The sequence below is a fragment of the Pseudomonas sp. OE 28.3 genome, from assembly GCF_014268205.2.
In the GTDB taxonomy this organism is placed as follows: domain Bacteria; phylum Pseudomonadota; class Gammaproteobacteria; order Pseudomonadales; family Pseudomonadaceae; genus Aquipseudomonas; species Aquipseudomonas edaphica.
The window spans coordinates 3,650,076-3,671,325 of record NZ_CP077082.1 but is presented as its reverse complement, the minus strand read 5'-3'; the positions used below and the strand labels follow the sequence as shown (position 1 = coordinate 3,671,325).

Here is a 21,250-nt window from a genome sequence, read left to right as displayed (position 1 = left end):
TAAGCCTTCAGCGCAAAGACGCGCAAGGTATCAAAAAGCCAATGTTCTCGTGCCGCTGACTTACTCAGTGAAACCGATCAATTGCGCTACGAACAACGGCTGATCCAGCAAGCCGTTATCGCCCGCACCGGACAGCGCTTCATCGACAACCAGACCAGCGATGCCGGTTTGTACAAATACCTGATGGACAACGCCATCGCCAGCAAGCAACAACTGAACCTGGCCGTAGGCGTAAGCCTCACTTCCGAACAGGTCGCGGCGCTGACCCACGACATCGTGTGGATGGAAAGCGCCTCCGTAGCCGGTCAACAAGTGCTGGTACCGGTTTTGTATCTGGCCCAAGCCAATAACCGTCTTGGCCCCAACGGTGCACTGATCGCCGGTAACGACGTCAACCTGATTGCCGGTGAAAACCTCAACAACGTCGGCACCCTGCGCGCCACCAACAATCTGTCGGCCAGCGCCGGCGGCAACCTGGTCAATAGCGGCCTGATCGAGGCCGGTAATCGTCTCGATCTGTTGGCGGGCAATAACCTGATCAACAAGGCGGGCGGGATCATTTCTGGGCGCGACGTGAGTCTCACGGCGGTTAACGGCGACGTGATCAACGAGCGCACGGTTACCACTCACGAGAGCAGCGGCGGGGCGTACATCCGAGAGGTGCGGCAGGACTTTGTGGACAACGCTGCCCGTATCGAAGCGGCCAACAACCTGAGCGTACGCGCCGGTCGCGACGTTAACAGCGTTGGCGGCGTGATGAGCAGCGGCGCCGACATGACGATAGCGGCGGGGCGCGATGTGAACCTCATCGCAGCCGAAAAACGCACTGGCCGTGGCACCACAGAGGCTAGCACCGGCAGCGTCACCCAACACGGCACCGTGATCGAGGCCGGCCGTGACTTCCGTGTGCAGGCTGGGCGTGATATCAGCGCCATTGCCAGCCGGATCGACGCCAAGCGTGACGTTGCCATGGCCGCCACGGGCGACCTGACCTTGGCTTCAGGCGTGGATGAACAGCATTACTCGTATAACACCAAGAAGGTCAAGATCCAGGAAGACCACGCCCAGCAAGTGTCCACCACGGTGAAGGCCGGTGGTGATGTGGCGTTGAGTGCCGGGAATGATTTGGCGTTGATTGCCAGCCGGGTGACGGCGGGGGATGAGGCGTATTTGTACGCGGGTAAAAATCTGGAACTCAAATCTGCTGAGGACCAGGACTACAGCTTCTTTAGCAAGACCAGCAAGACATCGACGGGCAAGAAGTTCCGTCTCGATGAAACCGATACCGTCACGAACGTTGGCAGCTTGGTCAACTCAGGTGGTAACAGCACGTTGGTAGCCGGTGAAAACCTGCTGTTGGCCGGCAGTGCCGTGACTGCCGAGAAAGGTGCCGCGAAATTGGTGGCCGGCAAGGATGTACAGATTCTGGCCGTGACCGATTCCGACAGCGTTAGCCATGAGCGCAAGGAAAGCAAAAGCAGTTGGGGTGGGTTCAAGTCGAGCAAGGTTGAGGACCAGGTCGACGAGAAACGTACCACTGCGGTGGGGAGTATGGTCTCCGGCGATACCGTCACTGTTGCGGGCGGGCAAGACGTGAAAGTGACGGGTTCGTCACTGGTCAGCACCGGCGACCTTACGGTACAGGCCGGACGTGACCTGGCCATCGACGCGGCGCAGAACACCTTCTCGCGCACTGACATGCATAAGGAAAAGAACCGCGACCTGACGGGTGTGCTAACCGGCAATAAGCTGGGCCTGGATGACATCACCGGCAACCAGCATCTGTTCATCAATAGCCAGAAACATAACGGCACTGCGACAGAAACTACGCTTACCGGCAGCACAGTCGGTTCCAGTGCTGGCAACGTAAAGCTGGAGGCGGGGCGTGAGCTGAAGGTGGTGGCCAGTGACTTGGTCAGTACCAAGGACATGGATCTCAAAGGCTCCAATGTGACCATTGCTGCGGGTATGGAGAATGCCAGCCAAAGCACGGTCGACAAGTCCAAGAGCCTTGCAGTTGGGCGCGTTATCGGCGGAACCGTTGTCGATACCGCCAGGAGCATCCGCGACGGGGTTGAGGCCGCTAAAAATGCCGATGATCCTCGGCTCAAAGCGGTGAAGCTGGCTCAGGTTGCCTTGAACACCTATAACCTGGGCGGCCAGATGGCGGATGCCAATGGTCAGGGTTCTGGTTTCGCGGATAAAAAAGGAGGCACGGCCAGCAACGGCTCACTGATCAAAATTGGCACCGAACTGGCCAATACCAGCAGTAAAAATACCACTGAGTACCGCAGTGAAACGGCGAAGCAAAGCACGCTCAACGCCGGTCAAGGGCTATCGATTGTGGCCACCGGCAAGGCCGCAGAAACCCAAGGTGATATCCATGTCATTGGCAGTGAGCTGAAGGCAGCCAATACCACGCTCATCGCCAAAAACGACATCATTCTGGAAAGCGCACAGAACACTACCGAGCGGAAAAACGACAGTAACAACAATAAAACCAGCATCGGTGCCAGCTTCAATATCGGCGAGCAAAACGGCTTCACTCTGGACCTCGGTGCACAAATTGCCAAAGGCATGGGTTCCGGCAGTTCTGTTACTCAGGTCAACACCAAACTGGACACTGGTGCGCTGGTTCTGAGCAGTGGCCAAGACACCACACTGGCGGGTGCCCAGGTACGTGCTGACAGCATCAAGGCGGATATCGGCGGTAACCTCAACATCGCTTCGCGCCATGACACCGACACCCAGAAGAGCAAGCAAAGCAGCGCCGGTGTTGGCGCAAGTATCTGCGTGCCACCATTCTGCTACGGTACGACGGTGACGGCGTCCGCGAACATGTCTGCCGGCAACATGAACAGTGACTACAAGGCGGTCACCGATCAGACGGGGCTGTATGCGGGCAAGGATGGCTACACCCTGGATGTGGGTAAAAACACCACGCTACAGGGCGCCGTCATTGCGAGCGAAGCCAGTGCTGACAAGAACCTGTTGATTACCGATCGCTTGCTTACCAGTGACATCAAGAACACCAGCAAGATCAACAGCACTTCGGCAAGCGCAGGCATTTCCGGAGGGTCCAGCGGTATCACAATGGGCCCGCCTATGGGCGCAGTACTGAGTGAGTCCGACAGCAGCAAAACCCGGGCGGCGGTCAGCGAGGGCACGATTGTTGTGCGTAACCCTGAGGGCGCCAACGATCTGGTCGGCCTCAATCGCGATACGCAAAACGCCAACAAGCACCTCGACAAGCCAGATGAAAAGGCTATGCGCGAACGCATGGACCTGATCAACAGCTCTGCGCAACTGGCCATAACGATCGGAAGCACCATTGGCAAGGCGAAGATCGACGAGTCTGAAGATCCCAACAGCGACGCGGGTAAAGCTGCTCGGCAGAAGTTGCTGGACAGTGGGATCAGTGACCCGACCACCGCACAGGTGAGGCAACAGGCTGAACGGGATTACGGCGTTGGCAGCAGTTTCCAACGCACGACGCAGACCGTGACCGCCATCGTGCAGGGGATCGCCGGTGGCAATGTGGGAGCGGCCATTGCGGGGGCATCCGCGCCCTACCTCGCGCAACAAGTAAAAGACCTGACGGCAGGTGATGACGCCGCCAACCTGATGGCTCATGCGGTGTTGGGCGCGGTATTGGCCAGGGCTGGTGGTAATTCGGCGCTGGTGGGGGCCGGTGGTGCGTTAGCAGCGGAAGCCACGGCGAGGTTGATTCGTAGTGAGCTGTACGGAAACGTCAGTAATGACGAGCTGACATCGGAGCAGAAACAAACGATCTCTGCATTGTCGACGTTAGTGGCAGGGATTGCGGGTTCTGCTGTGGGCAAGGATGCGCTGAGTGCGGTGGCGGCGGCTCAGGCTGGGAAGAATGCGGTTGAAAACAACCAATTGAGCGCGAAAGATGTCGTGGATTTACAGACTGAACTCGCAAAAGCCAGTAAAAATGGACAGCCAACAGAAGCCATTTGGGAGAAATACAAAGAGTTGAGCGCTGAGAAGCGCGCAGAGATGCTGGCAGGCTGTGCGGGCACGGGCGGGCTTTGCAGCGTGGGTTACCAGTCTGAGTATGAGGGTGGGATACAGACGGCTGATAGTGTCAGTAGCATGCGCTGGTTCTTCGGCCTTTCAGAAGCAGACGCTTCACGCCTGAGCCAGTTTGTCACTGAAGAAAACCAGTACGACATGGGGCTGTTGTACAACTCCCTACCTACATGGGAGAAAGCAGCTTTAATTGGAAAAGAGGTGCTTACCTCTACAGGTGCGTCCATAGGGCGTGATAAAACGTCTATCGCGTCGATGATTGGGAAGAATAAGGGAGGGACGTCGGGAGCGCAGGCGGGGCAGGATAAAACGTCGGCAGACGGTAAAGGGGTTATGCCGTCTGGTGCAAAAGGAATATCTTCAATCGTGGAGCCAAAAATTGCTCAGCAAATGGGGAAGCGAGGTTGGACAACCGATTCTCTTGAAGGTGTTATCGCAAACCCAAGCAAGACTGTTGTGACTAAAGATACTAGGTTCGATCCGGCTTCTGGTACTAGACTCAATGATCCCGCAACTGGTTATGTAGCCAAAGATGGTTCTTACGTTGTGCGGAATGACCGGACTGGTACGATCGTGCAGGTATCGGATAAGAATGATAAAAATTGGGTCGCGCCATGGGACTAAATGTAATGAATGAATTCATATTTCTGGGTGCGGGGCCGGAGCCCACTAGGCTTTGGGGTGAAACGCCTTTATTTAACTTAATTGATGGGCATAAGTTACTAGTTTTTTGCGATGAGCACGATGCAGCCGTACTCGGAATCGAGGGGTTCAAAGTCGTTGGAGGTAAAAGAGTGCCTGACATGGATTGTATTGCGGATTTTTCTGCCCTGGCTATGACTACCGGAGAGCTATTCCCAGCTGAGTCTAGAAAATCGGCCAAGTACTTCCTAAGTACGATTTCAGACCCTGATACGTTATTGGAGTTCGTTTTAGTTAAAACTTGATGGTGCAAAAGCAACGGAAAAAGGGGACAGATTTATTTAAGTAACAAAGAGCTCGGACTAAATAAATCTGTCCCCTTTTTCGACGCAGCCCATATTCTGAGTTAAACGGTGCAATTGGGGAGGCTCGTGGCTGGAGTCAGGCTATTGAATCGGGGCAAACACCAATTTCCGGACCTGGGAAAGCGTCACTCCCAGGTGCAGATTACATTACGTATGATCCATCATCGCGATCTGTGATCGTCTGGGACGCCAAGTATCGTGCTCCTGGCGGAAGCTATCCGACGTCCTTGCCAGATTCAAAGTTACAGGCCTGGCAGTCAGAGATCATAAACTCTGTTAAAAATATGCCGGAGGGATCGGCCAAAGCAGCCGCAGAGAGTGCGCTTAAGGCTGGCAGGGTCGAAGGCCGAATATTCAAATGGCCACAATAGGCTTGAGGTATTTAAGATGAAAGAATGGTCATCGCTGTGCAAGTCAAAGGTTGGGGACGCCGTTGATGTACGGGAGCAATGCGTTATCGCTATGGACGACGGCGCATACAAAATTTCAGACGATCAGTATTTTTTAGCTGACGCTTTTTCTGATGAGGGAGAGGAAAAACTTTGTTTGCTATCCCTCTACTGGGCTTGCAGTGAGCCTGCATTTAGAAGAGCCTACTACAGGGATGTTGAAAATGATGACATGGCCGTATGCCGGCCGCCGCCTGAGTTGCTTCCGGTTGGGGCGGGGGGGACCTATAGTCAGATTAAAAATGCTCTTAGCTCTCTTGGTTCTGAGAAGTTTATGGAGTACGCGTCTTATCGTGTTATGTCTGATGGTGCATTTGTTCATAAGGGCTTAGAAAGTTCATTGGCTGTTTATTATTTTCGCTTGCATGATATTGTTGATGATGAGCTGCCTTACGCGATACTGTGGAAGCTTTCTAGTGTGTGATTTATAAGAGGCAACGTCCTGTTTCTGGATTGAAGCGGTGCAAAAGGACCAGTGCAGGTTATCCCTGATGCAATCAGCCCACCCAAGTTCAGCCGGGTTGAAGACCTGTTTGGGCAGACGTTTGAAAGTATCCCGCTGTCGCACCTTCTCAATTGGAAGACCGGTTCGCTTGTAAATGAGGAAAAATGGGGTCAGGCAACTATTCTTCTGACGGATCACTAAACGTGGTCTGACCCCTATTTTTTCTCGAAATGAAGAGACTTGGTGTTCCAGATAATGCCGCTGGTCGCCAGATGCTAACTGATCACTTGACTCGCTCTGCCAAAACTGACGGCAATTTAATTAATGCATTCTCCAATCAATACGGAAAATTTGAGGTCAGAGAGTCCTTGTTTATGGGACCATCGGGTAAGGCTGCTAATTTTCAGAGCACGTTCCAGGTTCTTGATGATGGAAGTCGTAAACTCAGCACAGTCATACCGCTTCACTGAGGAGGTCGTAATGAAATTTCCAAGCACAGATGATTTTTTGGAAGAGTTCGGTATCCAGCCTATTGAGGTTGATCCAAACTTGGCGCTATGTCGTTATATCCAGAAGTCTAAAAATAGCGAACTTGAGGTTGATGTTTCTTTTAGTGCTGTGATGAAGTCATTCCAAGTCGTGCTTAGGCTTTCCACTCAAGAGCTAGCAGTTATTTCGTCCGAGAGCGTCAAGTCTATTGAGTTAGTGCGAGATGAGTCTGGGGCTGGGATTCATGTTGTCTTTGATATGTCTGAATCACTGTCAGAGGCGAGGGTGATATTCGAACCTGAGGTGAGTTGCCGATGGTGGACGTTACACAAAGTATAAGAATGAAATAGGAGGGGATTGGTAAAAAGAAAAATGGGGTCAGACTACTATTCTTCTGACGGAGCACTAAACGTGGTGCTGACCTCTATTTTTCTGCAGAGTGCATCAAAGGGCGGCGTTAGGTAATGAACTCTCCTAGACTTATGGTTGCCTGGCTGTTAACAGTGCTCGGGAAGAAATTACTGTCAGTAAATGCTCTATTCCATGTTTCTCTTTCGAGAGGGATTCTGCCCCTCAAGAGGTTGGCCTTCTATTTGAAAGTTCTGAAATTGGGAAGCTCTATGGCGGGCCTGATGGTGCGTCTATCTGTTTTTCTTTGAATCCGATTTCAAACTGCGATCTAGGTGAATACGGTAGGCAAGATATTTTTAATATTTCTGGTGAGCTTTATTTCTCCAATGTTGTAGGAAGAAGGTTAGTGTCGGCATCGCTTGTGCAGTCCTTAGCAGAAGACGTAGTGATAGGCGTTGCTCTCTCGTTTGATAACGGTTTTTGCCTATCCATTTTAAACTTAGGTGATGAGCTTTTTATCTACGATGAAACGAAAAGGGGACAGATTTATTTAAATAACGAAGAACTTGCTTTTGCACTCTCTTGTCAGGTCGCCAAACCTGTTCGCCATATGGGCGACGGGCCGGACTACAAGCCCCGCGCCCACCCCCCCACAATGCATCAAAGTGCTGGCCCACGCACAACGCTTCACGTCTTCATCCCCGCGGCCGATACCCTGGCGATGATTAAACGCATCAAAGAACCCGCGCCGGCCAATCGCCGGCGCTCTCAACCCGCTCTACCGTCACACCACAAGGAAGAAGTACATGATCAAGCTGTTCTGCAAAGCTGCTGTTGTATTGTCCCTGGCCACGCTGTTTGGCTGCTCCTCGACGCCGTCGGTGGAGAAGATGCAGGCTGACGTGGCGAACTACTCGTTGCCCAAGGCCGCCGTCGCCGATAAAGGCCTGGTGTATGTCGTGCGCCCAAGCAACGTGGGGATGATGGTGCGGTTCAACGTGTTCCTGGATGACAAGGAAGCCGACTCGGAGATGGGTTACAACCGTGGTAACCAGTACATTTATTTCTTCGTGTCGCCGGGCCAGCACGTGATCAGTTCCAAAGCTGAAAACTGGGCTGACATGCCGATCAACGTCAAGGCCGGTGAGGTGGTTTACCTCAAGCAGGAAGTCGAAATGGGCTTCGCCGTGGCGCGCAACAGCCTCAAAGTGCTGAGCGATGTGGAAGGCCGTTATCTGGTCAAGGACGCGTCGTTGGGTACCATTGCAAAAGAAAGCAAGTGAGTAAAAAAGCGATTGAGGCGGCCGGGCGTTGAGCTTGGCCGTTGTTGCTGTTTACATAAGCCGGAGTGACACCGTATGGACGCAATTACCCCCGCTAAACGGCCGACCATTTTGGCTAGCATCGGCCGTCGCCTGCTGGCCCGAATCATCGACTCTGGCATCGCGGTGCTGATCTTTTTCATCGTCAAGTTCGGCGCCGAGGTGCTGTCGGCGTCCGTCCCCGCCGTGAAGGCCAAGGGCGGGTTCCTTGCGGCGTTTTTCGCAGGTTTTGCCTACCTCTTGCTCGCAGACGCGCTGCCCAATGGCCAGAGCCTGGGCAAGCGCTTGCTGAGCATCGCGGTCGTCGACCGTAAAACCCGCAAGGGCTGCTCCATTTCTCAGTCGCTCACCCGCAATGCCGGGGTGCTGGTGATCATCGACTGGGTGTGGATTTTCCTTGAGTCCAGAACCCGCCTCGGCGATATGTTCGCCAAAACCATCGTGATTCAAACCGGCAACTTGACTAAGGTACGCGGTCTTGCCGACATCTATGACGACGGGAAGCCCGGCACTGCTTGAGGGTGGTAGCTCTGGTTTCAACGTGTAGGTTAAAAGGCTCTGGGGCGAAAAGGGGACAGATTTTTTTAAGTAACAAAGAACTCGGAAAATCAAATAAATCCGTCCGCTTTTTCTCCCCTGGGCGGAAAATGTGGGTAATTTATTTGATTTTACGTGGTCGATATCACAAGTAAATTTGGCACCTTTTTTCTTATGTCCTTGGGTGAGTGTAAAAATGAAACGTACTGAACTTTCCGAGCTGGAGCTACCGACAATGAGGGAGGAGCTTCTGTCTTATATGGGTGGGTTGTCAGACGCTAATTATCAGTATCGGGCCTGGGTTGAACACTCCTTGCCAGAGTCTGGGTATGACAAACTCGATTACACTGTGCATTTCTTATATGATGATACCGGGCTCGCTAAGGATCCCTATGCTTGGATAGGTGTGGTTCTGAGAAATACGGAAGAAGCCAGTTCTATGGCAGCCCTTGTGAGTGCCATTGATGTGGTTTTTGATAAGTATGGCGTTGATCTTTCTGATAAGGATTACTTGGAGAAGAAAGAGTGGCAGTTAGTGGTGGATAAGGCTAAGTCCGCGCTTGAGGTTCTTCTCTGTGATGGCAAAGGTTAGCCCGCCTTCCCACTTAAAAATGAAATTTATTGCCATTTTTGTCCTGGTAGGTATTTAGGGAAAAGGGGATGGGTTGGTTTAAGTAACAAAGGGCTCGGAAAGTTAAATAAATCTGTCCCATTTTTCTCGAGAAATGAATGCGGTAGCCAAATTGAAAGCTTGGAATTTCCAAGTGTTAATGCTTGTTCAAGCGATGCTAGGGGCAGTTACTCCAAACTTTAGAATGGTGGTGTTATCTTGTGAGGTTGATGTCTGGGTAATAAGATTTTATCTCGAGAAAAATATAGAAGATGATACCGCTGAGATAGAAGACATTATATGTCAATATGCCGCGTATCAGGATTCGAGTTTACAATGCAAGTCAGAGATTTTAGTCGGTAATGAAAATCTACCTAGTTTTTCGGAAGGCAATAGGGCTGTTTATCGTCGAAAAGAGTGATTTTTGAGTTGAAAAAATGGGTCGGATCCTGCGAAAAAAATGCGATCAGATCACTAATGTGGAGAGCTAGGTTGTTCTAAATGAGCACTAAAGGTGGTCTGATCTCTACTGTTTCTAATGAGTTTAGTGGGCATTACTGGAAGAATTGGACGCTTCAGGTCAAGGGAGAAATGGGGTCAGATCACTATTCTTCTGGCGGTGCATTAAACGTGGTCTTCCCCCTATTTTTCAAGGACAAAATGATGGATGGATTGGTTTGGCTTGAAAAACTCAAGGAGTCATTTTCTTCAACTGGTCTGGGTTATGAAGATCTTTACGAACTCATAGAGGCTGCTATAGCGAGAGGGAGGACTAACTTCCCGGCTTTTATCTATGATGCTTCGCGGGGGGTTGGCGTCTCTGTAAGTGAAGGTTTTTTTTACTCTCTCGATCAGGATTGGGACGATCCAGAGGATTTCAATGAGGTCAGCTTTTTTTTGGGCGAGGTGGAAACTTCAAGTCTTCCAGTGCCTGACTACGTTTTCCTGATGAAAATTGCAGCTCATGTATACTCTACTTTCTTTCCTGATGATGGGGGCGCTGTTCTAAGGTCTGCTGAAAGATTAGAAAAGCGTTACTCAAAAAGGTTTTAGTCTAGTTGAATCGTTCAGTAAAAGGAAAACAGGATAAAAATAAGTCAGAACACTATTCTTCTTTGGAAGAGCAAAAAATGGGGTTATGCTACTATTTTTTACGGAGCACTAAACGCGGTCTGACCCCTATTTTTCGCCTATTCTTCTGGCGGAGCACTAACGTTGTCTGACCCTGAGGAATCCCTGCAGTAACGAACTGACACAACTCATCAGTGTTGTCAGGCGACGAGAATGGATTGAAGGCAGTGCTTGAGCGAGCGCTCTGTGTAAAAAACGGATGGCTTGCATGGGTCGAGGATCTTGTTTTAGTGTGGTGCAAACCAAGTTGCCGACTCATGCAGGCTTCTTCAATGATTCCAACTTCTTGATTTTTCTTAAGAAAAATCGGGGATCCCTCAGGGTCAGACCACTATTGTTCTTGCTGAGTATTAAGCGTGGATTGGCCCCTATTTTTCCAGAGTTGAAGAGTTAGGAATATGTACTCACAAGCCGACCTCGCTATGGATTTAGAAAAAGCACTGGTTAACGGTTTCGATGTCTTTAGGATTTCTAAACTGGCATTTGAAATTTATCAAAACCATGGCTTAGAAATCACTGCTCGCATGGATCGAGCACTTCTCACATTGATGGCAATGGAGGACGGTGAGGAGTTTGAGTTGACTGAGTCCGAGCTTTTGGGTCTGATTTCAGCGATTAAAGCAGTGTAGATGGAGCAAAAGAGATCGAGTGGGATCAGACCACTATTCTTCTGACGGAGCACTAAACGTGGTCTGACCCCTATTTTTTTTAAAAAACCTTCCTGAATCGGCAAATTGGCTCATGAGGGAAAGTGCTCAGTTCGGCTTGCTGCCTACGGGGGTGTATCAGTCATTAACCCCGCACTGACACACCGCCTTCGCAGGCAAGCCAGCTCCCACAGTTGGTTTGTGGTGTGTCAGCAGGTTTTGGGTTGCAGGCACTCCAGCGCACGGTCGGCCAGGGTTTGGGCCCTGTCGATCAGGTGTTCGGTGGCACCGGCCATGTGGCGTTGATCGCCTGTCAGGCCTTGGGTGGTGTCGGCAGCGGTGGCGGCTGCGCAGCGCAGCAGGTCGCAGAGTTGGGCGAGGGCGTCTTCGAAGCTGAGGTCGTGATGCACTGTAAAGGGCTGCGGTGAGGTGGGTTGCAGGTAGTGACTCAGGGCGCGTTCAAATATTTCGCGGCTGGGGGTGAAGCGCGTTGTATTGCTCATGCATAAGCTCCTGATAAGGGGCCTACTTGTTTCAGGTTTCCACACCTGTTCGCTGATAGGCAGCGACAGAGCACAGGCTAGCCAGTGGCATGCGCAGGCGCAAGGCCGAAGGGCTGCTTAGGAAGCTTCCTGCAAGGTTAAGGGATATGGATTGCTGGCCTTTAACACTGCATGTCGATCAGGCAACACCGATCAAAGCTGAGAGGCGGGGTGTTGTGGCGAGCGGGCTTGCCCCGCGTTGGGCTGCGCAGCAGCCCCAGGGGAGTCAACGCGGTTTTCCAGATGTATCGCGTCGTGAGGTGTCAGGGCCGCTTCGCGCCCCAACGCGGGGCAAGCCCGCTCGCCACAAGAAGTTAGCTGCCACAGTTCTGAACGTGTTCAGACCAGGTATTTGCGGAACCAGCCCAACGTGCGCTCCCACGCCAGATTCGCCGCTGCCTCGTCATATCTCGGCGTCGAATCATTATGAAAGCCATGATTGGCGCCCTTATAAATAAACGCCTCATAGGTCGTGCCTGCGGCCTTCAACGCCTGTTCATACGCCGGCCAACCCTCGTTGATGCGCGTGTCCAGCTCGCCGTAATGCAGCATGATCGGCGCCTTGATGCGTGGCACATCCTTCGCTTCTGGCTGCCTGCCGTAAAACGACACCGCTGCGCCAAGCTCCGGATACGCCACCGCCGCCGCATTGGTCACGCCGCCGCCATAGCAGAAGCCGGTAATCCCGACTTTGCCGGTGCTGCTGTCGTGGTGCATCAGCCATTCGATGGCGGCGAAGAAGTCGTTCATGAGTTTGGTGGGGTCGACTTTTTGTTGCAGTTCCACGCCTTTTTGATCGTTGCCGGGGTAGCCGCCCACGGAGGTGAGGCCGTCGGGTGCCAGGGCGATGAAGCCGGCTTTGGCCAGGCGCCGGGCGACGTCTTCGATGTAGGGGTTAAGGCCTCGGTTTTCGTGCACCACCACCACGGCGGGCAGTTTGCCGCTGGCCTTGGCCGGGCGTACGAGGTAGCCGCGCACGGTGCCGTTGCCTTTGGGCGAGGGGTAGGTGATGTAGTCGGCGACGATGTCCGGGTCGGTGAATTTGACCTGTTCGGCCAGCGCGTAGTTGGGGCTCAGGGCTGCCAGCAGGGCCGAGGCAGTGAGGCCGCCGAAGGTAAACAGCGCGGCGCGGTCGAGAAATTCGCGGCGGTTAAGCTTGCCGTGGGCGTAGCCGTCGTAGAGTTCCAGCAGTTCGGGGGCGAAGTCTTTCGCGGTGAGACGAGTCATCGGAGCAGTCCTCGATTAGCGGTGGTCATCACTGTAGACCAGGATCAACGTTCGCGGCCATGGGCGGAATCCGACAGTTGCCGGGTATCGACGCGCACGAACACCGAGTCGCCGAGGGCGGTGAGCACGTCACCGGCGTACACCTCGCAGACCACGCGGCTTTTACGCCCCACGTCGCCTTCAACCCGCGCGCGCAGGGTCAGCGTCACGCCCATGGGCGTGGGCTTGATGAATTTGATCCCCAGGTTACCGGTCACGCAGTCGATGCGCGGCAGGCTGCCGGGCTCGCGCTGTTCGTTGCGGTAGTGGTAGGCCATGGCGGTCCAGTTGGAGTGGCAGTCGACCAGCATGGCGATCAGGCCGCCGTAGACCAGGTCCGGCCAGCCGCTGTATTGAGCTTCGGGCAGGTGCTCGGCGATCACATGGATACCATCGGCATCCCAACGGCTTTTGATGTGCAGGCCATGGGGGTTGCTGCCGCCGCAGCCGTAGCAGATGCCTTCGGGCGCGGTGATGTCCTGCAGGGAAGGGGTGTGCATGCAAAGTCCTTATTGTTTCTTTTGGCGACTACTCTGTTTAGCAGGGCACGCTGCGAAAGGGAATAAAACCATGGCATGGCGTGTTAGCTCAGCACATCTGTTCATTTATCTTGCGGAGTGTTGCATGAAGCGTCGAATGCCCCTGTTTGTAAGCCTGGCGGTGCTCCTTGGTGTGTTTCTCGGCAACGCGCAGGCCGTGGAATACAAAGACGTCAACCGCACCGCCAGCCAGATCAGTTTTACCTTCCAGCAATTCGGGCAGCGGGTGTATGGCACCTTCAGTGACTTTGAAGGCACTCTGACCTTCGACACGCAAAAGCCTGAGGCGGCGCATGCGTTGCTCAAGATCCAGCTCGCCAGCATCGACGCCGGCAGCCAGGACGCCAATACCCAATTGCAGCAACCGGCGTGGTTCGACACCGCGACCTATCCTGTGGGCGTGTATGAGTCCAATGGCGCCACGGCGCTGGGCGATAACCGCTACAAGATCACCGGTAACCTGACGATCAGGGGCATCACGCGGCCGGTGGATATTGAGGTGCAGCTCAAGGAGCAAAGCGGCATCGGCGTGTTTGACGGGGCGTTCATCCTCAAGCGCAGCGACTTCAAGATTGGTGAGGGTGAATGGGCGGGCAACAGCGTGGTGTCCAATGACATCAACATCAAATTCAAGATGGTTGCGCCGCAGCGCTAACGGGCAAACTTCTTGGCCGAGGCCACACAGCCGATCACCGCAACCGTCACCAGCAGCATGCCCAGGCTGACCTGCTCATGCAGCAGGCCCGCCGCCAGCGCCAGGCCGAAAAACGGCTGCAGCAACTGCAACTGGCCGACCGCAGCGATGCCCCCCTGGGCCAGGCCGCGATACCAGAACACAAAGCCGATCAGCATGCTGAACAGCGACACATAGCCCAGGCTCAGCCACGCCGGCAGGCTGATGCCCGTGAGGGTTGCCGGCGCCAGCATCACGCTCAACGGCGCCACCACCGGCAACGACACCACCAGCGCCCAGCAGATCACCTGCCAGCCGCCCAGGCTGCGCGACAACGTGGCGCCTTCGGCGTATCCCAGGCCGCACACCAATACGGCCAACAGCATCAGCAGGTCACCGGCCGGCGCGGCGCTCAAGCCTTGGGCAACGGCGTAGCCCATCACCAGCAGGCTGCCGAGAATCGAAAACACCCAGAACACCGGGCGCGGCCGCTCGCCGCCACGCAGTACACCAAACACTGCAGTGGCCAGCGGCAGCAGGCCAATGAACACGATGGAGTGCGCCGAGGTCACGTATTGCAGCGCCAGTGCCGTGAGCAGTGGAAAACCGATCACCACACCCAGGGCGACGATCACCAGCGGCCCCCATTGGTGGCGTGCAGGGCGTTTTTCCCTGAACAACCACAACAACAGCACGCCGAACACGGCGGCAATGGCGGCGCGGATCATGGTCAGAAACACCGGGTTGAACTCCATCACCGCCAGGCGCGTGGCTGGCAAGGAGCCGCTGAAGATGACGACGCCGATAAAGCCGTTGATCCAGCCTTGGGCGCTGGTATCCGGTGCAGTGAGGCTTGCGGTGCGTTCCATGGTGAGGGCTCGAACTAGGTGGTTGCGTAAACACCATCCTAGGGGCCAGGATTAAGACAATCAAAAAATTGTCATGGATACACCGCCTATGCCGCGCGCCCGCTACAAGTCGCTGGTCGACACCTTTGCCCAAGACATCCGCAGAGGCGCACTGGCGCCCGGCACACGCCTGCCCACGCACCGGCAATTGGCGGCTGAACATGGCCTGGCGTTGGTCACCGCGAGCCGGGTGTACACGGAGCTTGAAGCCATGGGCCTGGTCAGCGGCGAAACCGGGCGCGGCACCTTTGTGCGGGAAATCGCGTTGCCGCCGGGGCAGGGCAGTGGGCAGATGAATGTGGCCACCGGCATGCTCGACCTGAACTTCAATTACCCCTCGCTGCCCGGTCAGGCAGACCTGCTGCGCACCGCTCTGCGCCAATTGGCGCTGTCGGGCGACCTGGAAGCGCTGTTGCGTTACCAGCCGCATGCCGGTCGCTTGCATGAGCGCGCTGCCGTGGCACGGCATCTATTGAGCCGAGGCCTGGCGGTTGAGGCGGAGCAGGTGCTGATGGTCAGCGGCGCCCAGCACGGCCTGGCGGTGACGATGATGGCGTTGCTCAAGCCTGGGGATGTAATTGCCGTGGATGCGCTGACCTATTCAGGCTTCAAGGTGTTGGCCGAAACCCTGCACCTGGAAATCGTCGCCATTCCGGTGACCGCCAGCGGCCCGGATCTGGCGTTCCTGCACGCGCTGTGCCGCAGGCGCCCGGTGCGTGCGGTGTACAGCATTCCAACCCTGCATAACCCGTTGGGGTGGGTGATGAGCCTTGCGCAACGCGTGCAACTGATTGCCATCGCGCGTGAGCACCATCTGATGCTCATTGAGGACGCGGCCTACGCGTTTCTGGCCGAAGACGCGCCACCGCCGCTGGCCACATTGGCGCCTGAGTGCACGGTGTACGTGGGCGGGTTATCCAAAAGCGTTGCCACGGGTTTGCGCGTCGGGTTTATCGCCGCGCCGTTGGAGTGGGTGAAAAAACTGGAGCGCACGATCATGGCCACCACCTGGAACGTGCCCGGTGTAATGAGCGCGATTGCGGTGGGCTGGATCGAGGACGGCACCGTCGCGCAGCTCGAAGCACAAAAGCGCCAAGACGCACGGGCACGCCAAGCCTTGGCTGCGCAGGTGCTCAAAGGCGTGCCTTACATCAGCCATCCGTCTTCGTATTTTTTGTGGTTGCCGCTGGGGGACGAGGCGCGGGCCGATCAGGTGGCCATGGCCTTGCAGCGCGAGCAGATTTCCGTGTCCACCGCCGAGCCGTTTGCGGTCTCGGCCACGGTGCCGCACGCGCTGCGCCTGGCGCTGGGTTCGGTGAGCATGGCCGCGCTGGGTGAGGCGCTGCTGAAGGTCCGGGAAGCGGTGCGGTGGTGAGCCGCACCGCTTGGCGTCAGTATTTGTAAGCCTGACGCCCGATCAGCAGCCATTTGCCTTTTTGCTTCTGCCAGACCTGGAAGTTGTCGATATCGGTCGGCACTTCGACGCCGCTGTTCACGGCCAGGGCGTGAAAGTGGTTGCGCACCAGCGCGGTGTCGCCGTCCAGGGTGATGGTCTGGTTTTGCATTTCGAGGGTTTTGAACGCGCTGGTGTGGGTTTCCAGGTCAGCGATAAATTGCGCTTTGTTCTGCACCTTGCCGCTGGAGTGGCCATAGGTGAGCTTGTCGGACGTCAGCGCGTGCAGCGCCTTGAGGTCCAGGTGCAGCATGGCTTGGGTCAGTTGGTCGACCGCGTGAGCCACATCCTTTTCGGCCGGGGCAGGCGCAGCTGCGACGTAGCCGGTGAACAGGCACACAAAACCGATCAGCACTTTGACGTTTGGCATGGGTGTTTCCTTATTGTTGTTGGGGTGAACACGACAACTTAAGTCGTCGTACAACCATGCAATATTTTCGGGGGGCAAGGAAAGTGAAATTTTGAAATATCTCGAAAAGATTAAGCTAGATGGCGTCGTAAATCACATAGCTTCTTGTACGACGTCCCAACACAATAAATAACTGAGGGCGGTACACCTTGTCGCTTCCAGCCCAACAAGCCGATCGCTATGCTACTGCGCAAATAACAAGCCGCCCGAGAGACAACATGGATTTTGACTGGCACAGCGACGCCATCACCCGCGCCACTCCCGTGACCCCACACTACAAAAATACCCAGAACGTTCGCCGTTTCATGCTCGAACACTGCGGCCCGACGTTCAAGTTCGACCGGCCGTTCATGGCCTGGATTCGCAACGACATGCCCAAAACCTTGGGCGATGTGGTGGATGAGTGGCAACGCCGCAACGAGGACGCACGCCCATGACACGCGACGAAAAATACCAGGCTGCCCAGGAACGCATCGGCTACCTGCTGGAGGAATTCAAAATCGGCGGCAACTACACGCCGTTGGTGCGCGATGGCAACCAACTGTACATCAGCGGCCAGATTCCGCGTGTCGGTGACACCCTCATGCTGCCGGGCAAGGTCGGTGAAAGCCTGACCCTGGCCCAGGCGCAAATCGCCGCCAGTATCAGCGCGTTGCGTTGCCTGGGGTTGCTCAAGCAAGCGCTGGGTTCGCTGGATCAGGTCAAGACCCTCGTGCGTATCACCGTGTATGTGCGCAGCGCAGAAGACTTTGATCAGCAAAGTGAAGTGGGCAACGCCGCGTCGGACCTGTTCCACGAAATCCTCGGCGCTGCCGGTGTGCACACGCGCACGTCGGTGGGGGTGATGCAGTTGCCCAAATCGGCGGCCGTCGAGATCGACATGATCGCTGTTGCACACGATTGAACTGGCGATGATCACCCAAGGGCTTGAGGTACTGAACGACTACGCCGTGCACTTGGCGCCGGGTCTGCTGCTGTTTGGTGCGTGGTTCGCGTTGACACCGAGAGCGCAGGTGGCGATGCGCATCCTGATTCTGCTGGCGGCGTTTGTGCTGATGCGCGATGTGATGACGCCGCTGGGTATGTGGGCGGTGAGTCGCGATGTGCAGATCGCATTCAGTGGCAATGCCTTCGTACTGGCGGCGCTCGGCGGGCTGTCGGTGCTGCTGATCATGCTGCTCTCACGCCTGGCACCCGAGTTGTGGCGGTTGATGCGTTGGTCCATTGGCAACCCGTTGGTTGGCATGGCGGTGGGGGTTGTGGTCGGCTGTTTGATCGGCGTGCCGCTGCGGGTTTACCAAGGCATTGATGCAAGCCAGTTCCACGGCTACTGGGTGTGGTTGCCGGGCATGGTGGTATTGGCCTATGGCGCCAATGCGCTGGAGGAAGTGCTGTTCCGCGGCTTTTTGCAGGGTTACCTGGAGCAACAGGTTTCGCCATTGCGCGCTGCATTGATCAGTGGCGTGGCCTTTGCAGCCTGCCATGGGTTCCTGGCCTTAAGCGTTACCCAACTGGGCTGGCCGGTGTTGCTGTTCACCCTGCTTGAAGGGTTGGCCTGTGCGCTGGTGCGCATGCGTTACGGCGTACTGCCCGCCGCACTCGCCCACGGCACCGCCATCCTGCTGATCGCCGTGCCCTACATGGCCTGATATTAAACACAACCCTGATCGCCCTGATCGTTCCCACGCTCCGCGTGGGAATGCAACCCTGGACGCTCTGCGTCCGCTCTTGAAGTCGTGACGCGGAGCGTCACAGAATGCGTTCCCACGCGGAGCGTGGGAACGATCAGTGATCCCACAATTTTTACAGCGGCGGTGTGCGCGGCGGGATCAGGCGTTTGCTGCCGGTGGCTTCATACGCGCTGGCAAAGCTCAGCAGCGCCGAATCATCGTAAGCACGACCGGCAAAGGTCAGGCCGACGGGCATGCCGATGTCGGCCATCACGCCCATCGGCACGGTGACGGTGGGCACGCCGAGGTGGCGGATGGCGAGGTTGCCGTTAGCGACCCACACGCCATTGCTCCAGGCGATGTCGGCACTGGCTTCATTCACGTCGGCATCTGCCGGGCCTACATCGGCCACGGTCGGGAACAGCACCGCATCGAGCCCAAGCGTGTCCATCCAGTCTTCCAGGTCGATGCGCCGGGTTTGCTCCAGGCCGCGCAAACCGTCCGGCACCGTGCTGATCTCGTTCCACGGCGTGATGCCGCGCTGGGCCATGCGCACGTATTCGTCCATGCCGGCGGCCAGGTCATCTTCACGGTTGGGCAGGGTGCCCGGGTCGTGCGGGAAGATCTTCGGCCCATCGACATCCGCCAGGCGGTTGAGCGCCGGGTCGTTGTTGGCGCGCAGGAAGTCATCGAAGGCCCAGGCCGACAGTTCCCACAATTCGTCGTGCAGGAATTCCCTGGAAACCAAGCCACGGGTAAACACGGTTGGCGCGCCAGGGCGATCGCCTTCGCAGTTGGACACCAGCGGGAAATCCACCTCGATCACTTCGGCGCCGGCGGCTTGCAGCGCTTGGCGTGCGCCTGCCCACAGGTCGATCACGCTGGCGCGGGTGTTGATCTTCTGCCCGGTCGGCCCGCCAATGCCGGGCTTTTCGCTGGTGCCCGCCTCGGGGTCGGCATTGATGTACATGCGCGGCACGCCGAAACGTTTACCGGCGAGGGCTTCGCTGCTCACAGCCAGGTCGGCGTAAGACGCGGGGCGCACCGACGCTACGCTTGGGATTGGCACCCAGGGCTGCAGGCGCCACAGGTCGCCACGGGTGTCGGAGTCTTCGGCGACCACCACATCCAGCACTTCCAGCAGGTCGGCCATGGTGCGTGCATAGGGCACCACCACGTCCATGGTCGGCGTGAGCGGCCAGTTGCCGCGCACCGAAATCACCCCACGGGACGGTGTGTAGGCGCACAAACCATTGTTGGACGCCGGGCCGCGCCCGCTCGACCAGGTTTCTTCAGCCACACCAAAGGCGGCGAAGCTTGCCGCCGTGGCGGTACCCGCGCCGTTGGACGAACCGGAGGCAAATGGTGCAGTCAGGTAGTCGGCGTTGTAAGGGCTTTCGGCACGGCCATACACACCCCGCTGCATCCCGCCATTGGCCATCGGCGGCATATTGGTCTTGCCCAGGCAGATGGCGCCGCCCGCTCGCAAGCGTTCGATGGTGAAGGCGTCGCGCTGCGCAACCAGCTTGGCAAAGGCCGGGCTGCCGGATGCGGCCGTAAGGCCCTTGACCAGGTAGCTGTCCTTGGCGGTATAGGGAATGCCGTCCAATGGCCCCAACGTTTCGCCCCTGGCCCGGCGCGCATCGGACGCTTCGGCTTCTTTAAGGGCTTCGGGGTTGCGCACTACCACGGCGTTCAAGGCGGTGGCGGTCTGCGGGCCGTCATAGGCATCGATCCGCGCCAGGTAGGCGTTTACCAGTTCAACGGCAGTGGTCTGGCCGGTTTCAAGCGCCGCGCGCAGTTGGGCAATGGAGACTTCGGTAACTTGCATCACGTTTTTTTCGCCGCCTTCAAGTGGGAGGTATGGCGGCAGTCTACGGACAGATATTTCACAAAACCAGCGCGGCATGCTCCGCATAGGCGGCGCGCATGACTTGCCACGTCGGCTCGTCAGCCGGAATCAGATGCTCGATACGCAGCGACGTGAGGGTGATGTCCTGGGGCATGCCGAACGTGGTGAAGGTCGACAGAAAGCTCAGCTCGCCCTGGGGTGAGCGGATGCGCGTCAGCACCAAGGGCGGCATGTGGCCGGGTGGTTCGGTGTGGGTGGGCGTCGGCAGGCTGGCTAATAAAACCGCCAATTCAGGATTGCCCAACGCCTCACGGCTGGCGCGTTGCCAGGCAAGCGTGCGGATCTCTTCGGCGTTGATCAGGTGGTCGCCCAAGCCGCCGGTTTGCAGCAGCGTGGTCAGCAGGTTCAGCCCGTCTGCCGCATCCGGTTCAAGCCCCAACAATTCAAACAGAACGCCGGTACTCGCATTCGCCGCCAGCACTTGCCATTGGCTGTCGAGCAGAATCGCCGGGGCCGGGTTATTGGCGTGCAACACATGGCTGACGGCTTCGCGAATCGCGGCCATGGCCGGTGAGGCGAGCGGGGTGGCGGTGTAGCGTGGCGCGTAGCCGGCGGCGAGGAACACGCGATTGCACTGCTCAAGCGGCACATCCAGCGCGGTCAGTAAATTGTGCAACGTGCCCGGGCTCGGCTTGGCGCGGCCGGTTTCGATGTAACTGAGGTGGCGTTGCGAAACGCCGGTGATCAGCGCCAGGTCCAGCTGGCTCAGCTTGGCGTGGCGACGCAGTTGGCGCAGCTGGTCGCCGGCAGTAGTGTCCATGGCGGGTTCATAACCTGTGAGGTCATTGCGAGGGCCAAGACCTTATCACTATCGTGAGCTTCATTCACTTCAAG

General features: G+C 56.4%; 21 protein-coding genes and 1 pseudogene. 15 read left to right on the top strand and 7 right to left on the bottom strand.

Annotation, left to right across the window (positions count from 1 at the left end; genetic code table 11):
* Nucleotides 1-87: 87 nt before the first annotated feature.
* The 10 genes and pseudogenes from HU759_RS16515 to HU759_RS16470 form a co-directional block, all read left to right on the top strand.
* Nucleotides 88-4,680 (top strand): annotated as a pseudogene (locus HU759_RS16515) (hemagglutinin repeat-containing protein); the annotation flags it as partial.
* 5 nt (nt 4,681-4,685) lie between these two features.
* Nucleotides 4,686-5,003, top strand: coding sequence for a hypothetical protein (locus HU759_RS16510; protein ID WP_186616829.1), 318 nt, complete (start codon nt 4,686-4,688; stop codon nt 5,001-5,003).
* Between the two features lie 447 nt (nt 5,004-5,450).
* The gene (locus tag HU759_RS16505; protein WP_170037709.1) at nt 5,451-5,936 is read left to right on the top strand and encodes a hypothetical protein; all 486 of its coding nucleotides are present in this window, start codon (nt 5,451-5,453) and stop codon (nt 5,934-5,936) included.
* A gap of 501 nt (nt 5,937-6,437) precedes the next feature.
* A complete protein-coding gene (locus tag HU759_RS16500) occupies nt 6,438-6,785 on the top strand; it encodes a hypothetical protein (RefSeq protein WP_056860342.1) in 348 nt (115 codons plus the stop codon).
* Nucleotides 6,786-7,687: 902 nt separating this feature from the next.
* The gene (locus HU759_RS16495) at nt 7,688-8,080 is read left to right on the top strand and encodes a DUF2846 domain-containing protein (RefSeq protein ID WP_026013838.1); all 393 of its coding nucleotides are present in this window, start codon (nt 7,688-7,690) and stop codon (nt 8,078-8,080) included.
* A gap of 75 nt (nt 8,081-8,155) precedes the next feature.
* Entirely contained in the window at nt 8,156-8,638 is a 483-nt protein-coding gene (locus HU759_RS16490) for an RDD family protein (RefSeq protein WP_170037707.1), read from the top strand.
* 214 nt (nt 8,639-8,852) lie between these two features.
* A complete protein-coding gene (locus HU759_RS16485; RefSeq protein WP_100219310.1) occupies nt 8,853-9,248 on the top strand; it encodes a hypothetical protein in 396 nt (131 codons plus the stop codon).
* Between the two features lie 151 nt (nt 9,249-9,399).
* On the top strand, nt 9,400-9,687 hold the full coding sequence (locus tag HU759_RS16480) for a hypothetical protein (RefSeq protein ID WP_186616830.1): 288 nt from the start codon (nt 9,400-9,402) through the stop codon (nt 9,685-9,687).
* Nucleotides 9,688-9,767: 80 nt separating this feature from the next.
* The gene (locus HU759_RS16475) at nt 9,768-10,319 is read left to right on the top strand and encodes a hypothetical protein (RefSeq protein ID WP_170037703.1); all 552 of its coding nucleotides are present in this window, start codon (nt 9,768-9,770) and stop codon (nt 10,317-10,319) included.
* A 476-nt stretch (nt 10,320-10,795) separates the two neighbouring features.
* Entirely contained in the window at nt 10,796-11,026 is a 231-nt protein-coding gene (locus HU759_RS16470) for a hypothetical protein (protein ID WP_138453804.1), read from the top strand.
* A 227-nt stretch (nt 11,027-11,253) separates the two neighbouring features.
* On the opposite strand, the gene HU759_RS16465 is transcribed toward HU759_RS16470, so the two are convergent.
* From HU759_RS16465 to HU759_RS16455, 3 genes are all read right to left on the bottom strand, one after another.
* Entirely contained in the window at nt 11,254-11,547 is a 294-nt protein-coding gene (locus HU759_RS16465) for a hypothetical protein (protein ID WP_225932995.1), read from the bottom strand.
* Between the two features lie 378 nt (nt 11,548-11,925).
* The gene (yghX, locus tag HU759_RS16460; protein WP_170037701.1) at nt 11,926-12,813 is read right to left on the bottom strand and encodes a YghX family hydrolase; all 888 of its coding nucleotides are present in this window, start codon (nt 12,811-12,813) and stop codon (nt 11,926-11,928) included.
* A 44-nt stretch (nt 12,814-12,857) separates the two neighbouring features.
* Nucleotides 12,858-13,352, bottom strand: a complete 495-nt coding sequence (locus HU759_RS16455; protein ID WP_058420462.1) for a hotdog domain-containing protein — start codon at nt 13,350-13,352, stop codon at nt 12,858-12,860.
* Between the two features lie 124 nt (nt 13,353-13,476).
* Here HU759_RS16455 and HU759_RS16450 point away from each other — a divergent pair, with 124 nt between their 5' ends.
* Nucleotides 13,477-14,046, top strand: coding sequence for a YceI family protein (locus tag HU759_RS16450; RefSeq protein ID WP_170037699.1), 570 nt, complete (start codon nt 13,477-13,479; stop codon nt 14,044-14,046).
* On the opposite strand, the gene HU759_RS16445 is transcribed toward HU759_RS16450, so the two are convergent.
* The gene (locus tag HU759_RS16445) at nt 14,043-14,933 is read right to left on the bottom strand and encodes a DMT family transporter (RefSeq protein ID WP_170037697.1); all 891 of its coding nucleotides are present in this window, start codon (nt 14,931-14,933) and stop codon (nt 14,043-14,045) included. The two genes, HU759_RS16450 and HU759_RS16445, sit on opposite strands and share 4 nt — an antisense overlap.
* An 88-nt stretch (nt 14,934-15,021) precedes the next feature.
* Between HU759_RS16445 and HU759_RS16440 the strand changes: the two genes are divergently transcribed.
* On the top strand, nt 15,022-16,347 hold the full coding sequence (locus tag HU759_RS16440; protein ID WP_170037695.1) for a PLP-dependent aminotransferase family protein: 1,326 nt from the start codon (nt 15,022-15,024) through the stop codon (nt 16,345-16,347).
* Between the two features lie 16 nt (nt 16,348-16,363).
* Here HU759_RS16440 and HU759_RS16435 read toward each other — a convergent pair whose 3' ends face one another.
* A complete protein-coding gene (locus tag HU759_RS16435; protein WP_186616831.1) occupies nt 16,364-16,795 on the bottom strand; it encodes a nuclear transport factor 2 family protein in 432 nt (143 codons plus the stop codon).
* A 257-nt stretch (nt 16,796-17,052) separates the two neighbouring features.
* Between HU759_RS16435 and HU759_RS16430 the strand changes: the two genes are divergently transcribed.
* From HU759_RS16430 to HU759_RS16420, 3 genes are read left to right on the top strand one after another with little or no spacing between them, the layout of a single operon-like run.
* Nucleotides 17,053-17,271, top strand: a complete 219-nt coding sequence (locus tag HU759_RS16430; RefSeq protein ID WP_017138970.1) for a DUF6434 domain-containing protein — start codon at nt 17,053-17,055, stop codon at nt 17,269-17,271.
* Nucleotides 17,268-17,738 (top strand): RidA family protein, encoded by a 471-nt coding sequence (locus tag HU759_RS16425; RefSeq protein ID WP_170037693.1) that lies wholly within the window; start codon nt 17,268-17,270, stop codon nt 17,736-17,738. The genes HU759_RS16430 and HU759_RS16425 overlap by 4 nt, the downstream gene beginning before the upstream one ends.
* Before the next feature lie 7 nt (nt 17,739-17,745).
* Nucleotides 17,746-18,483, top strand: a complete 738-nt coding sequence (locus HU759_RS16420; RefSeq protein WP_170037766.1) for a CPBP family intramembrane glutamic endopeptidase — start codon at nt 17,746-17,748, stop codon at nt 18,481-18,483.
* 154 nt (nt 18,484-18,637) lie between these two features.
* Here the strand turns inward: HU759_RS16420 and HU759_RS16415 are convergent, their stop codons facing one another.
* Together HU759_RS16415 and HU759_RS16410 are read right to left on the bottom strand one after the other, a co-directional pair.
* Nucleotides 18,638-20,338: an amidase gene (locus HU759_RS16415; protein ID WP_170037690.1), complete on the bottom strand. Its 1,701-nt coding sequence runs from the start codon at nt 20,336-20,338 to the stop codon at nt 18,638-18,640.
* 55 nt (nt 20,339-20,393) lie between these two features.
* Nucleotides 20,394-21,176, bottom strand: coding sequence for a helix-turn-helix domain-containing protein (locus HU759_RS16410; RefSeq protein WP_176992128.1), 783 nt, complete (start codon nt 21,174-21,176; stop codon nt 20,394-20,396).
* Nucleotides 21,177-21,250 lie beyond the last annotated feature (74 nt).